The organism is Sporomusa sphaeroides DSM 2875 (assembly GCF_001941975.2).
Classification (GTDB): Bacteria; Bacillota; Negativicutes; order Sporomusales; family Sporomusaceae; genus Sporomusa; species Sporomusa sphaeroides.
In genome coordinates, this window is the sequence record NZ_CP146991.1 from 2,347,287 (window position 1) to 2,360,845 (window position 13,559).

The window sequence follows — 13,559 nt, forward strand, 5'->3', positions numbered from 1 at the left end:
ACAATGCCTATTAAAATAAACCTTAGGAGTGTAGCCATGAATGAAATACTACCTGTAGCCGGCATAGTATTACTTATCTGCAATCTGTTTCTCATACTGCTGCTGCTAATGAAAGCAAGCAAACCCGGACAAATCGATATAACTCCCCTTAAGCAATTGACATATAATCAGGAACGTCTGGAAACGGCTTTGCGGGATGAATTGGGAAAAAACCGTCAGGAGCTTACCTTCAACGTCAAAGTATTGCGTGAAGAACTTGCGTTGCAGTTACATAATTTTACTAACAGCAATGACCAAAAATTTATGCGCCTCACCCAACTCAATGAGCAAAAGCTGGACAAGCTGCGTGAGACTGTTGAGACCAAGCTGATCGCTATTCAGGACGACAACAGCAAAAAATTGGAGGAAATGCGTGCCACTGTCGATGAAAAACTGCATGCCACCCTGGAAAAGCGCCTGGGTGAATCTTTCCAGCTTGTGAGCGAACGGCTGGAGCAAGTGCATAAAGGACTGGGAGAAATGCAACAACTGGCTGTCGGTGTCGGTGATCTCAAAAAAGTACTGTCCAATGTCAAGACCCGCGGAATATGGGGCGAGATGCAGCTGGCTTCTTTGCTGGAGCAAGTTTTAACCCCTGAGCAGTATGCTGCCAATGTGGCTACCAAACGCGGCAGTCAGGACCGGGTAGAGTTCGCTGTCCGCCTGCCTGGCAGAGATAGCAGCGAGACCACTGTCTGGCTGCCCATTGACGCCAAGTTCCCCCAGGAGGACTACCAGCGCCTGCTGGAAGCCCAGGAGGCGGCTAATTCTGAACTGGCAGCAGCCGCTGCGGCCGGTCTGGAGACGCGTATCCGGCAAGAAGCAAAAACCATCAGGGAAAAGTATATTGATCCGCCTAACACCACCGATTTTGCCATTCTCTTTCTGCCTGTTGAAGGTCTGTATGCCGAAGTACTGCGCCGCCCAGGCTTATGTGACATTTTACAGCGGGAATACCGCATCAATGTAACCGGCCCGACTACTCTGGCAGCACTCCTGAACAGTTTGCAAATGGGTTTCCGGACATTGGCCATTGAAAAGCGTTCCAGTGAAGTATGGACTATCCTTGGCGCAGTTAAAACCGAATTTGGTAAATTTGGCGATGTTCTGATGAAAACAAAAGAAAAATTGGATCAGGCCAGCCGGCAGATCGATGCGGCTGCTGTACGTACCCGAGCTATTGAACGCAAACTGAAAACCGTGGAACAATTGCCTGTGCCAACAGCAGTGGAAGTGTTGGGACAATATGACAATGAGGAAGCTGAAACCGGCTAAACTTTTGAGTTTAGCCGGTTTTTTTCGTTTAACAGCAGGTATAAGTTTTGTGTGCCACCGGATCTTATAAAAAGAAAGCTGCCGAGCCAAGGACCGGCGCGGGCGGCCGTCATACAAGCTGTAAATAAAGAAAACACGGCTTGTGCCGAAAGCAAAAGCCCGATGTTGCCCTTATCCTGTTCTTAAGAAAGTTATACTTTTTGTTGGGATAAAAAATAATGTTAAAAAAATGGTACTCTGGTAATAATAACCACGAGTTGCGATTTACTGGTAAATGGGGTGAATAGTATGGGGGATAACATTATTGTTAAAATCTATCGCTATCTGCAAGACATGCTTGTTTATAAACCATCGCGCACTCCTCCTACCTTTTTTTTGGAAGAACTGCCTAATGAGGATGAAACATCGCCCATAACCCCGGCAGCGGCCTTGCAAGGTTCGGCTGAGGAACTCAATATGCTCTTGCGTCAGGCCAAATCGCTCCAGGACAGTATGGAGAAACTAACAGAAACACTGAGGGACGGAAAAATATCGTCTATCGACGAGTTCAGAGCCGAGTATAAGAAACTGAGTCAACTGCAAACCGAAATATCACCAGCGCGTTTGGCCTATGATGCAGTGAGTACGCCGAGTGAGCGCCAGGTTAGCGCTAATTTGGAAGAAAACCGGTCAATTGTAGAAAAATTGTATCGGCTGCCCGAGAACAAAGATACCGTTATTCGGCATCTGACAATTCCCTTATCCCCGCCTGTCAGAGCCATGATGGTATTCCTGGAAGGTATGGTTGACAGTAAAACCTTGATTTTGGCGATACTGCAGCCACTTATGTTATTTTCTGCTGACCGGGTTGTTAATAATACTGCCGACAGTCTTACTGATCAAATTATTGAAGAATGCTTGCCAGCCAACCAAGTCAAGAAAGCCGTTGATTTTCAATCAGTTCAAAATAGCATTAATAGCGGTGATACCGCGCTGTTTATCAATGGTGTGCCGGAAGCCGTGCTGATCGACACTAAGGGCATGGCACAGCGGAGTGTCGGCAGGCCTGTTACCGAACAAACCATTCGGGGTTCACAGGCTGCTTTTAGTGAGGGTCTGCGTATCAATACCGGTCTTATCCGCTCTACATTGAAAAGCTCTGATCTGGTTACTGAATTTGTGGCAGTCGGTAAACGCACAAATACCAATTGCGCCATTATGTATTTGGCCTCTGTAGCCAATCCATCACTGGTAAAGGAAATTAAACGGCGCATTGAAGGGATTTCTACCAGTTATGTCGGCGATATAGGCACACTCCAGCAATTTATTGAGGACCACCCGGGTATCCTTTTCCCGCAGGCATTATCTACCGAACGCCCTGACCGGGTAGCCTCACATCTGAGTGAGGGCCGGGTAGCTTTTATCCTGGAAGGCGTTCCTTTTGCCCATATTGTACCGGTTAGCTTCTTTACTTTTTTTCATTCTGCCGAAGATTTTTCTTTTAAGGGGCCTAACAGTTCTTTTTTGCGGATTCTGCGTCTGATAGCCGGGTTCACTACTTTATTGCTGCCCTCTTTCTATCTGGCTATTTACTATTTTCACCCGGAAGCACTGCCAACTGAAATTGTGCTGGCCATTGCCGGTGCCAGAGAACGTGTGCCGTTTCCGGCATTGGTGGAAGTTATCCTGATGGAATTTTCTTTTGAGCTTATCCGGGAAGGCGGGCTAAGAATTCCTGGTGTCCTGGGGTCAACCATTGGCATTGTCGGTGCTCTCATTTTAGGACAGGCCGCCGTTACGGCTAATATTGTCAGCCCCATTGTTGTTATTATTATTGCTCTTACCGGCTTGGCTTCTTTTGCAATACCTGATTTTCAAATGGCTATGGCCTTTCGAATGCTGCGGTTTGTTATGCTGCTGCTGGCCGCCACCCTGGGGCTTGTCGGCGTAGCTTCCGGACTGCTGATTATGGTGCTGCTGTTATGCAGTATGAAGTCATTCGGCGTGCCTTACATGGTGCCTGTAGCCCCAAAAGCCAAAGCAAATTTGGATGTGGTGATACGCGGACCTGTTTTTCGTCAAGAGCAGCGTCCGGATGCGCTTAACACAATCGACAGACAGCGGCAGCCACACATCAGCCGGAAATGGATGATGGAAAAACCAGCCGGGGAGGAAGACAAATCATGAGTTACCATCCTGGACGTATGGGTCTGGCAGAAGGAACTGCCCTGGTTTTTATTATATTGTTCCCGCGCGTTTTTCTTACAGCACCGGCCAATATGGTGACCATTGCCGCCAGCGCCGGCTGGTGGGTGGATATTCTAGCTGCCATTCCGGCTATAATTGCTGTGCTGATCATTCGTTATGTTTATCAATATGTGCAAGGAGACATTGTTAATGTTGCCGAGCGTTTGTTCGGGCGCATGGGGGCCTGGCTTTTCAGCATCCTAGGTATTATTGTTTTTTTTACCAATGCAGCCATACTGCTCAGACAATTTGCCGAGAATACACTGCTTACGGCACTGCCGCAAATAGAATTTAGTTTTATTGTCGGTTGGTATGCTTTTGTAGTGGCATTGGCGGCTTGGTTTGGTCTTGAAACCCTGGCGCGTGGAACATATTTATTAATGCCTATGAGTATTTTCAGCCTGTTAGCCGTTTTATTGCTGTTAGTGCCCTATTATGATATATATAATCTCACTCCCTGGGTAGGCAAAGGCATTTTGCCTTCACTTAAACAAACTGTTTTAACTGCAGGTATTAATACCGGGGGGCTAATCCTTATGATAGTGGCTCCTGCCCTGCAGAACCTCAGGACCTTTACATGGGCCAGCATCTTTGGTATTGTCAGCAGCGTGTCGATTAAAGGCCTGTCGATCATGGTATTTACTATGGTATTTGGCGTAAATGGCGCAACCGAAAAGATATTGCCATTCTTTGAAATGGCACGCTTGGTATATTTGAGCCGCTATGTGCAGCGAATCGAATCCTTGTTTATTATCCTATGGGTTGTTGTCGGGGTGCTAGGTATTGCTATCAGTATCTACATGGGTACTTACTTTATTACCAGGATGCTGCTTCTGCCTACTATGCGCCCGCTTATTCCCCTGTCAGCTTACCTTATTGCCCAATTAGCTATGATGCCGCCGGATATTGCTACTGTCATCCGTTTGGATTCCCTGTTTGTCGTAACCGTTTTTAATGCCGGGTTATATCTCATGCCAACAGCAATGCTGCTTGCCGTCCTTTGGCACAAACGAAAAGGGAGAGTTCGCTCATGTTCCACAGGGTAAAATTACTATCGGCATTACTACTTTTCTGCCTCCTTATGTCAGGTTGCAATGGCGCGCGGGAAACTGATGCGGTGGCTTACGTATTGGCTGTTGGCGTTGACGCCGCCGCAGATAATCAATTGAACGTAACCTACCTCATTGCTATTCCCAGGGCATTGGGCAGTGGCGGCGAGAGTGGCGGCGGCGAAAAAGTGGTGGAAAAAGTTACGGTAAAAGCACCTTCGCTGGTTGAGGCTCAGACTTTATTAAATGCCTCTGTCGGCCGTGCACCCAATCTTTCTCATGTCAAGATCTGGGTTGTTGGTGAAAAACTGGCCCGGCAAGGATTAGCCAATTTAATCGGGCCGTTGACTCGTTTCCGGGAATTTCGTGGTTCCATGTACCTAGTAGTCGCCAGAGGTACTGCCAAAGAGTTCATCGATATGAACAATCCGGAACTTGAATTGCTGCCATCACGCTGGGCAGAAGGAGTTTTGGGCATATCATCGGAAAGCGGCTATTATCTATCCAGCCAACTGCATGATTTTTATGTCAGGCTGAAAGAGCCGGGCGGCGCTCCCTGCACTGTTCTGGCAGGAATTAATCCCGATACGGGTAAAGATAAACCAAGTGCTGCACCGACACTTCCAGACCGGGCACCGGGGTATCTTCCCGGCGATATTGCGCGTGAAGGCGGTAATCCGGCCGCCCTTGCGGGCACAGCCATATTTAAAGGTGATAAAATGATAGGTATGCTGACAAATGTAGAAACCCGGATGTTGGCCATTCTTATGGGAAATTTCCCTAAAGGATTTTTAACCTTAGCCGACCCGCGTGTGCCGGAACAGAATATCTATCTTCTGATGCGGTTGGGGAGCGCTCCGAAAATTGAGGTCAGCCTGATTGACGATGTACCGGAAATCAATATTGAAGTGCTGATAGAATGTGAATTAAGCAGTATTTCCAGCGGTACTAACTATGAGGCTGATGAGCTGCGGCCGGAGATAGAGCAGCAGGTATCTAAAGCCATTTCTCTGGAGATGAAAAACATGCTGGTCAAAACTCAGGAACTTGAAGCCGATGTTGTAAACTTTGGCAAATATTTGCGGCCTAAAGTCAAAAATTATGACGAGTTTAGCGCAATTGACTGGAACCGTCTTTATCCACAGGCCAAAATACATATCAAAGTAGATGCCAAGTTGCGCCGTACCGGCCTTATGTATAAAACTATGCCAATCAGGGAGTGATTTTTGCGTGGATTACATGCACCTGGGCATTGGCGCCGTCATTGGTTTTCACGCCATAACCTATGCTTATTGGCTTATGCGGCATGATAACCGGTCTGGAGCCATTGGTATCTTTATCCTGGTACTGGCTGCGCTGGTACTGCCGATATTGCGTATAGTTGAGAGAATGTAACCAAGACACGGCTTGTGCCGGTCTTTTGACGATTACACCTGCACTGCTGTCCGACGCGAGGGTATAAAGAAAACACGGCTTGCGCCGAGCCTTTGGCGACGGCGGAAGCCGATGTTGCCCTTATCCTGTTTTTAAGAAAGTTATACTTTCTGTTAGGAAAACAAAACCGCCGACGGCAATTGCCCGTCGGCGGTTTTCATCCTGGCAAAAAACAAATTAAATTAATTAACCCTCGGCTTCAGTGGGGGCATCAGGTTTGTTTCTCCTCACATACCCGATACCAACTACTGCCAATGTCAAAGCAATCTTGAGGAATAACGCATAATCGCTGACATATTGTCCGACCGCACTATCGGCAACGATCATTGCAGCGGCTGCATACCCAAGTATACCTGCTCCGATATAGATAATGATCGGGAAACGATCCATAAGTTTCATCAAAAGTTGGGCGCCAAACACCACTAGCGGAATGCTGGTTGCAAGACCAATCGTAATCAAACCGTATTTACCGGAAGGAACGGTTTGGGCAATAGCGGCCAAAGCAAGAACATTGTCCAGGCTCATGATAAGGTCGGCAAACAGAATAATTTTAATGGCTTCGAAGTAGGAATTAGCTTGACCTACATTGCCTTCACCCTCATCTTTTTTCAACAGGCTAATGGCAATATAAAGCAAGGCCAAACCGCCAAAAAATTGGAGATACGGGATATCCAACAGATAAGCTGCTACGAAGGTAAGAATGATCCTGAGAACAACCGCCCCCACACTTCCCCACATAATTGCTTTGTTTCTTTGATCAGGTGGCAGGTTTTTACTGGCAAGTGCAATAATAACAGCATTATCACCGCTTAATACCAAGTTAACCAAAAGGATGCTTCCCAAAGCCATAAACCATTCAGGACCAATAGTACCGAAAAAATCCATAAATTATTCCTCCTATTTTCTGTTCTTACTAGTGTGGTGTTTTCCAACACTATTCTATACCAATGCAAAAGCTATTTTGCTTCCTTGGTGGCTCCTCCTCTCAAACTAAAAAGACCTCAGGTACGCAATTAATACATACCGAAGGTCTCACTATTGGTAATATACCAATGATAATGCCAGATGCCTCAGGCACCGTATGTTGACAATTATCCGAAAAGCTACTCCCCTTACGATGAAGGTCATATTCAATTGATTGCATTTGAATTATAACGAATAGCAGCCAGTATTGTCAAGGGGGATGTCATGCTTTTGTTGGTATTATATTTTAGAATACCAACAAGTTGCCACATAATGATTATCTCCCGCCAAAAAAACGCTGCTATTTGCAAACAAATAAAATTTGCGCGAAAAATACCGTAATATAACGAAAATCACAGCTATAAGCAGCAGTATTATAGCAATTTGGACTAATTTATCTGTTGCAACATTTGATTTTACCTGGTAATTTAGCTATTATTTAGATATATTTAGCACTCAAAGACAAAGAGTGCTAACAGAGTAATAAAATATCGGAGGTTTCTATGGTTCAAGAAGCAATTACTAAAGAAACAAGGGAATTTCAAGCAGAGACTAAACAATTGTTGGATTTGATGGTTCACTCTATTTATACTAACCGGGAAATTTTTTTGCGGGAACTTATCTCGAATGCCTCAGACGCCATCGACAAAATTCGGTTTGAGTCATTAACCAATCATGCGCTTTTAGAAAACGAGACTGATTTTGAAATCTTTCTTATTCCCGACGAAACTACTCATACTCTGACTATTGCCGACAATGGCATGGGCATGACGCTTGATGAAGTAGTTGAGAACATCGGCACTATCGCTAAATCAGGTACAAAATCCTTCCTTGAAAAAGTAAAAGAGGCTGGTTCGGTCGCTGATACGGAATTAATTGGTCAGTTCGGGGTCGGTTTTTACTCAGCCTTTATGGTGGCTGAAAAAGTAACTTTATTAACCCGTGCACCTGGACAAAGCAAAGGAATTAAGTGGGAGTCAACCGGTGATGGCACTTATACCATCGAAGAGTGTGACAAGGATACGCGCGGCACCACGATTGTACTGACTTTAAAGCAAGAGTATCATTCACCTGAGCATCAGGAAGAAAACTTTTTAAACCGCTATATTCTTCAAAACCTGGTAAAAAAATATTCTGATTACATCCGCTATCCCATTAAAATGAATTTTGTCAAAGAAGAACAGCCATTAGATGCGGAGGGCAAAGCAATAGCTGATGCGCCTCCTTCCCAAACAGTAGAAGTATGCACCCTTAACTCCATGACGCCGCTGTGGACGCGTAACAAGAATGATATCTCCAAAGATGAGTACAATCAGCTATATAAAACCCTTTTCCATGATTGGGAAGATGCTTTGGAGATCATTCACTCGAAAGTAGAAGGTGCTGTAGAATATACTACCCTGCTCTTCGTTCCTGCTCATGCTCCTTTTGATTTTTACCAGCGTGAGGCCACAACCGGTATCAGACTATACTCTAAAAATGTATTTATCATGGACAATTGCCAGGAATTGCTTCCTGAGTATTTACGCTTTGTCAAAGGCCTGGTCGACTCTCCCGACTTTTCCCTTAATATCTCCCGGGAGCTTCTCCAACACAGTCAACAGCTAAAACTGGTTGGTAAAAACCTGGAAAAGAGCATCCTGAAAACACTGGAAAATATGCTGAGCAAAGACCGGTCTAAATATGAAAAGTTCTGGAACGAGTATGGTAAAGCCATAAAAACAGGAGTTTATGCGGATTATCACAGTCGTGACAAGTTAAAAGATCTGCTGCTTTTCTCCTCTTCCCAGTCTGAAGAGCTTACTACATTGCAAGAGTACACAGACCGGATGCCTGAGCAACAAAAAGTTATTTATTACGCCACCGGCAAAGATCGTTCTGCCGTAGAGCGTCTGCCACAGATGGAACTTCTCAAAGAAAAAGGTATTGAAGTCCTCTACCTCTTTGATCGGGTGGACGAATTTAGTATTGATGCTCTGGGTGAGTACAAGGATAAAAAATTCCAGTCAGTCAGCCGCGGCAATTTAGACTTGGAAGATATCGGCTCTTCTGAAATACAAAAAGAGGTTCAAGAGCTTTCCAAGGAAAATGAGTCGTTGATTAAAGCAATAAAAGACCAGTTGACCGGTAAAGTTGCCGATGTTAAGCTTAGCAGCCGCCTCAAATCAAGCGCTGTTTGCCTGGTTAGCGGTGATACCGGCATTAGCTTATCTATGGAACAAATTTTAGCTGAGATGAACAAGTCTTCCTTCAAAGCAAGCCGTATCCTGGAAATCAATCCAGACCATGAAATTTTCGCCGTTATCAAGACCCTGCATGAAACGGCTCCGGATTCTACAGAGTTTAAAGATTATTGCGATTTACTCTATGGGCAGGCCTTGCTTATGGAGGGCATTGCCCCTGAAGACCCAATCAGCTTTGCCAACAAAGTCGCTGCATTAATGGCACAAAGCAGGAGGTAAAGTTGAAAAAGCGCCCGACACTTCCATGTTGTCCGGGCGTTTTTTGCTCTCCATTATTTCAACGCTGCATATTATGTAATATCAGAGTAATGGAGGGTTACATTTGTGAAAAACAAAAGAAATGAACGGCTCAAAGAGTATCCGGAAATAACCGAATTTGACGAACAGCAGGATATTCGTCAATGCTGCATTCCCTTTTATTGCCGCCCGTATCATTGCAGACCATATTACTGCCGGCCATACCGATTATGTCGGCCATTCGACTGCTGCAAGCGCCGTGTAATTCCTTAACCTACTAACCTCCTCAGACAAACTATGAAACGTAAAAAGAACTTCGCGTTATTCGCGAAGTTCTTTTTACGTTTGGTGCCGAGGACCGGAATCGAACCGGTACGGAAATTTCTTTCCGACGGATTTTAAGTCCGTTGCGTCTGCCAGTTCCGCCACCCCGGCATGGGGATTAGTTAGCATAAATAAAAACCACGAATATGTGGCTTTATTTTGTAGATGGAGGCGGCACCCAGATTTGAACTGGGGAATAGAGGTTTTGCAGACCTCTGCCTTACCACTTGGCTATGCCGCCATAAACAGCGAAGCAACATGTGTGAGTCGTTTAGTTCCAGCGTAGCGCGGAACTTCCTCTAAATATGGAACTGGAGCGGAAAACGAGATTCGAACTCGCGACCCTCGCCTTGGCAAGGCGATGCTCTACCGCTGAGCTACTTCCGCTTAAATGGTGCCTCAGGGCAGAATCGAACTGCCGACACGAGGATTTTCAGTCCTCTGCTCTACCGACTGAGCTACCGAGGCGAAATGGCGACCCTGAACGGATTTGAACCGTCGATCTCCGCCGTGACAGGGCGGCATGTTAGACCGCTACACCACAGGGCCGCTAGACAATCGCATGTTTTAGTATATATTATTTGCTAGGTAAAGTCAATACTTTAGCTAGTAAAATCATACTCAACATGCACAACAACGCGATTAATTATATAGTAATATATCTAAATAGTCAAGTATTTTCAGTAAGCAGATTTAACCAGCCAGGACTTTATTGATCGTTTCCTCTACTTGTCCTGGATCAAAAGGTTTGATAATAAAACTTGATGCACCTGCTTTGATGGCCTCAGTGATAATACTCCGTTGACCAATGGCTGTTACCATAACAATACGAGCAAAAGGGTCTTCCTCATGAATATGTTTGACTGCCTGGATTCCGTCCATGACCGGCATGGTGATATCCATAGTAACCAAGTCCGGTTTATGTTGACGATATAATTGTACAGCGTGTTTTCCGTCACCAGCTTCTGCAACTACTTCGTGTCCTTTTTCTATTAGCAGTTTTTTGAGTATCATGCGCATGAATGAGGAATCATCACATATTAATATTCTTGGCATATAGCTTACCTCCTTAATTGCAGATTCTAATCAGATTGTTCTTGTAGTTTTACTCAAATCGTCAAGAGTTGGAATTAGCTTGTCCACTACCCGCGCCTCAAGCTCAGGCAACGTTTTGGCATCAAAATCAGATATCATAACAGGTGTCCGCTTGGTACGGATTTCACCAAAAAATTCGTCACGGAAAATATTATAGTTTATTGTCAAATTGCTCTCTGTCGTAAAATCACTGTAGTCTATTAAAACGTAGGTACCGTTTAATGCTTTAAGCGGTTCCCGCGGATTTATAAAAAGTTCAAATCCGGACAATTGTTTGGGCAGCTTGGTTATATACGGCCATTCAACAATTTTCTTTTCTTTAAACCGCACACACAAAGATGCCGGATCAAAATATACTAATCCCTTAAGGGTTTTTTCCATCCGGTCTGTCAGAATATTTTCCAATGCCGCCAAATCGCCGGTAATAAAGCTAATATCACAGTATTCCATTAATCCCACTACTGTACGGGCCAGGAAGTCTTTAGTCGCTTGATCATACATAATAGTAAAACTGCGCCGGGCCATGTGGTTATTATAAGTAAAAATGCGATACTGGGAACCACAAGTCATTAATTCATTAATTAGCGTAAAACCGAAAATTTCACGAGGGAGTTTCTTTAAATAATCCCAGCCAGCAACTTGTTCAATAATTTTTTCCATGAGTTAGTCCTCTCCTATTAGCTAATGATTATATTCTTGGTTACCTGCAAAAAAACCTGCCTCCCCTGTAACCAAAAAACAAAGTCCGAATACTATAAAAGTAGCTCACCCGGAAGTATAGACAATAGCAACAAGGAGGGATTTCACATGGTAAGACGCTGGTGTGGACTGGTTTCAGTCTTACTTGTACTCACCTTTCTCATTACTGCCTGCAGTCAGGCGCCCGCTACCCGGGTAAATCCGGCAAAAGCCCCTGCCTGGTCCTCTGGCTTAACGCCCCTGCCACAAGAAATCGTTGTAAAAGTCGGCATGAAGCAGGTTGTTTCCGATGCTGGTATTCTTATTGGCATGGCTAAAGGGTATTATCAGGATCTGGGGATTAAAATTGAGCCTGTACAGTTTAATACAGGCCAGGAAATGATCAATCAATTGGCCGCAGGTCAGTTAGATGTCGGTGCGACAGTTACGGCATCCGGACTGCTAAACGCCATGTCGCGGGACATACCGGTAAAAATTGTAGCCGACAAAGGCATTAATGTTCCCGGTCAAGGCTATTACCGGCTGGTTATAAGAAAAGACCTTGCCGGCAAAATTGAAGATTTTTCCGACTTGCGCGGCAAAAAAATTGCCGTGGTTGGCACAGCTTCACTTGATGAAATATGTTTAGACAGAGTGTTGGCCAAGGGAGGCTTAACCGTCAACGATATTGATATGCAGGTAATCCGTGCTTTCCCGGATATGCTTGTTTCACTTGGCAATAAAAGTATCGACGCCGCTATGGTGATTGAGCCTTTTGTAACCCAAGGTATTGCCAGAGGATTTGTCGATCCCTGGAAAGACCCGTCTGAATATGACCCTGAGGCACAAATCGCGCTGTTAGTGTACGGCACAAGCATGACAACACGGCCAGATGTCGCCAACCGCTTTATGACCGCCTATGTTAAATCTATGCGCGACTACAATGACGCCTTTTTTAAGAATAAAAATAAAGGAGAGATCATTGCTATACTGTGCAGGTATTCAGTAATCAAAGATCCTGAACTATATGAAAAAATGTTTCCCACAGGACTTAATCCTGACGGTTACCTAAGAATGCAGGGCATTGCTGCTGACTTGGCCTGGTACAAAGCCAGAGGCTTGCTGAAATCCGAAATTCAATTGGAAGATGCTGTTGATAACAAGTATGTAGACTTTGCCGTACAAACATTGGGTGCTTATCAGTAAGTTATGTCGTATACCGGGAGCTGATTATAATGAAAACAGCCATTTCCATACTGTCTCCGTTAACTCTGCTCTTCATTTGGGAAATTGCAGCCCGGGCAGGGTTTGTTGATACCCGTTTGCTCTCAAGTCCGTCACTTATTCTCCAGGCTTTTTTCCCTTTATTAATTTCCGGCGACCTGATTTACAACACCTGGGTAAGCGTATTACGGGTCATTTGGGGCTTTCTGGCCGGTGCCATTCCCGGGATTCTTCTCGGCATGAGCATGGGGCTTTCCCCTTTTGTTCGTTCGGCTTTTGAACCAATGATTGCAGCTACCTATCCTATTCCCAAACTAGCCATTATGCCGCTCATTCTCCTCATTTTCGGACTGGGGGAAACCTCCAAGATATTCACCATTGCCATTGGTGTCTTTTATCTGGTGGTAATTAATACGATGGCCGGTGTATTAAATATTGATAAAATTTATCTGGAGGTCGCCAAAAATTTTGGTGCCAGCCGTAAAGATTTTTACCTTACCGTTGCTTTGCCGGGAGCATTGCCCATGATATTCGCCGGCCTGAAGCTTGGTATGGGCATGGCTCTTATTCTGATTGTGGCAGCCGAAATGTCGGCCGCCAAAGCCGGCGTCGGTTGGATGATTTGGCGGGCCTATGATATGTTTGATATTGAGCAGATGTTTGTGGCACTGATTACCTTATCGGTGCTTGGCTATATCTTTTCCCTGTTGCTTGACTGGCTGGAACATCTGGTGCTGCCCTGGAAACAAACCAATTAAAAGGGTTCCAAAGG

The 13,559-nt window shown here is 45.1% G+C and carries 12 protein-coding genes and 5 tRNA genes; 9 read left to right on the forward strand and 8 right to left on the reverse strand.

Translation table 11 applies throughout. The features are described from left to right. Positions 1–36 precede the first annotated feature (36 nt). From SPSPH_RS10995 to SPSPH_RS11015, 5 genes are all read left to right on the forward strand, one after another. A complete protein-coding gene (locus tag SPSPH_RS10995) occupies positions 37–1,314 on the forward strand; it encodes a DNA recombination protein RmuC (protein ID WP_083945478.1) in 1,278 nt (425 codons plus the stop codon). A gap of 288 nt (positions 1,315–1,602) precedes the next feature. Further along, the gene (locus tag SPSPH_RS11000; RefSeq protein ID WP_075755715.1) at positions 1,603–3,480 is read left to right on the forward strand and encodes a spore germination protein; all 1,878 of its coding nucleotides are present in this window, start codon (positions 1,603–1,605) and stop codon (positions 3,478–3,480) included. After that, positions 3,477–4,586, forward strand: coding sequence for a GerAB/ArcD/ProY family transporter (locus SPSPH_RS11005; protein WP_075755716.1), 1,110 nt, complete (start codon positions 3,477–3,479; stop codon positions 4,584–4,586). The genes SPSPH_RS11000 and SPSPH_RS11005 overlap by 4 nt, the downstream gene beginning before the upstream one ends. A 35-nt stretch (positions 4,587–4,621) precedes the next feature. After that, positions 4,622–5,812, forward strand: a complete 1,191-nt coding sequence (locus tag SPSPH_RS11010) for a Ger(x)C family spore germination protein (RefSeq protein WP_233138941.1) — start codon at positions 4,622–4,624, stop codon at positions 5,810–5,812. Between the two features lie 7 nt (positions 5,813–5,819). After that, positions 5,820–5,984: a hypothetical protein gene (locus SPSPH_RS11015; RefSeq protein WP_158027061.1), complete on the forward strand. Its 165-nt coding sequence runs from the start codon at positions 5,820–5,822 to the stop codon at positions 5,982–5,984. 225 nt (positions 5,985–6,209) lie between these two features. On the opposite strand, the gene SPSPH_RS11020 is transcribed toward SPSPH_RS11015, so the two are convergent. After that, positions 6,210–6,908, reverse strand: a complete 699-nt coding sequence (locus SPSPH_RS11020; protein ID WP_075755718.1) for a TerC family protein — start codon at positions 6,906–6,908, stop codon at positions 6,210–6,212. A gap of 581 nt (positions 6,909–7,489) precedes the next feature. On the opposite strand from SPSPH_RS11020, the gene htpG reads away from it, so the two are divergent. Both htpG and SPSPH_RS11030 read left to right on the forward strand, forming a co-directional pair. Next, the gene (gene htpG / locus SPSPH_RS11025) at positions 7,490–9,448 is read left to right on the forward strand and encodes a molecular chaperone HtpG (protein WP_075755719.1); all 1,959 of its coding nucleotides are present in this window, start codon (positions 7,490–7,492) and stop codon (positions 9,446–9,448) included. Positions 9,449–9,553: 105 nt separating this feature from the next. After that, positions 9,554–9,739 (forward strand): hypothetical protein, encoded by a 186-nt coding sequence (locus SPSPH_RS11030; RefSeq protein WP_143558978.1) that lies wholly within the window; start codon positions 9,554–9,556, stop codon positions 9,737–9,739. A 73-nt stretch (positions 9,740–9,812) separates the two neighbouring features. Here the strand turns inward: SPSPH_RS11030 and SPSPH_RS11035 are convergent. The 7 genes from SPSPH_RS11035 to SPSPH_RS11065 all read right to left on the reverse strand — a co-directional run bounded on the left by SPSPH_RS11035 (position 9,813) and on the right by SPSPH_RS11065 (position 11,545). Further along, positions 9,813–9,901: transfer RNA gene (locus SPSPH_RS11035), tRNA-Leu, on the reverse strand. A gap of 55 nt (positions 9,902–9,956) precedes the next feature. Beyond that, positions 9,957–10,031 (reverse strand) — tRNA-Cys (locus SPSPH_RS11040). Between the two features lie 71 nt (positions 10,032–10,102). Continuing rightward, positions 10,103–10,177, reverse strand: a tRNA-Gly gene (locus SPSPH_RS11045). A 5-nt stretch (positions 10,178–10,182) separates the two neighbouring features. Continuing rightward, a tRNA-Phe gene (locus tag SPSPH_RS11050) sits at positions 10,183–10,258 on the reverse strand. A 4-nt stretch (positions 10,259–10,262) separates the two neighbouring features. After that, a tRNA-Asp gene (locus SPSPH_RS11055) sits at positions 10,263–10,339 on the reverse strand. Positions 10,340–10,483: 144 nt separating this feature from the next. Beyond that, positions 10,484–10,846 carry a response regulator gene (locus tag SPSPH_RS11060; RefSeq protein WP_075755720.1) on the reverse strand — a complete coding sequence of 121 codons (363 nt, stop codon included), beginning with the start codon at positions 10,844–10,846 and terminating at the stop codon, positions 10,484–10,486. 30 nt (positions 10,847–10,876) lie between these two features. Continuing rightward, complete coding sequence (locus SPSPH_RS11065) at positions 10,877–11,545, reverse strand: hypothetical protein (RefSeq protein WP_075755721.1); 669 nt, start codon at positions 11,543–11,545, stop codon at positions 10,877–10,879. 147 nt (positions 11,546–11,692) lie between these two features. Between SPSPH_RS11065 and SPSPH_RS11070 the strand changes: the two genes are divergently transcribed. Continuing rightward, positions 11,693–12,769 carry an ABC transporter substrate-binding protein gene (locus SPSPH_RS11070; protein ID WP_075755722.1) on the forward strand — a complete coding sequence of 359 codons (1,077 nt, stop codon included), beginning with the start codon at positions 11,693–11,695 and terminating at the stop codon, positions 12,767–12,769. Positions 12,770–12,798: 29 nt separating this feature from the next. After that, positions 12,799–13,545, forward strand: a complete 747-nt coding sequence (locus tag SPSPH_RS11075) for an ABC transporter permease (RefSeq protein WP_075755723.1) — start codon at positions 12,799–12,801, stop codon at positions 13,543–13,545. Positions 13,546–13,559: the final 14 nt, after the last annotated feature.

What these genes read in the sequence shown, in the direction of transcription:
- SPSPH_RS10995 (WP_083945478.1), top strand. Translation starts at nt 37, where the DNA reads ATGAATGAAATACTACCTGTAGCCGGCATAGTATTACTTATCTGCAAT.
- SPSPH_RS11000 (WP_075755715.1), top strand. Translation starts at nt 1,603, where the DNA reads ATGGGGGATAACATTATTGTTAAAATCTATCGCTATCTGCAAGACATG.
- SPSPH_RS11005 (WP_075755716.1), top strand. Translation starts at nt 3,477, where the DNA reads ATGAGTTACCATCCTGGACGTATGGGTCTGGCAGAAGGAACTGCCCTG.
- SPSPH_RS11010 (WP_233138941.1), top strand. Translation starts at nt 4,622, where the DNA reads ATGTCAGGTTGCAATGGCGCGCGGGAAACTGATGCGGTGGCTTACGTA.
- SPSPH_RS11020 (WP_075755718.1), bottom strand. Translation starts at nt 6,908, where the DNA reads ATGGATTTTTTCGGTACTATTGGTCCTGAATGGTTTATGGCTTTGGGA.
- htpG (WP_075755719.1), top strand. Translation starts at nt 7,490, where the DNA reads ATGGTTCAAGAAGCAATTACTAAAGAAACAAGGGAATTTCAAGCAGAG.
- SPSPH_RS11060 (WP_075755720.1), bottom strand. Translation starts at nt 10,846, where the DNA reads ATGCCAAGAATATTAATATGTGATGATTCCTCATTCATGCGCATGATA.
- SPSPH_RS11065 (WP_075755721.1), bottom strand. Translation starts at nt 11,545, where the DNA reads ATGGAAAAAATTATTGAACAAGTTGCTGGCTGGGATTATTTAAAGAAA.
- SPSPH_RS11070 (WP_075755722.1), top strand. Translation starts at nt 11,693, where the DNA reads ATGGTAAGACGCTGGTGTGGACTGGTTTCAGTCTTACTTGTACTCACC.
- SPSPH_RS11075 (WP_075755723.1), top strand. Translation starts at nt 12,799, where the DNA reads ATGAAAACAGCCATTTCCATACTGTCTCCGTTAACTCTGCTCTTCATT.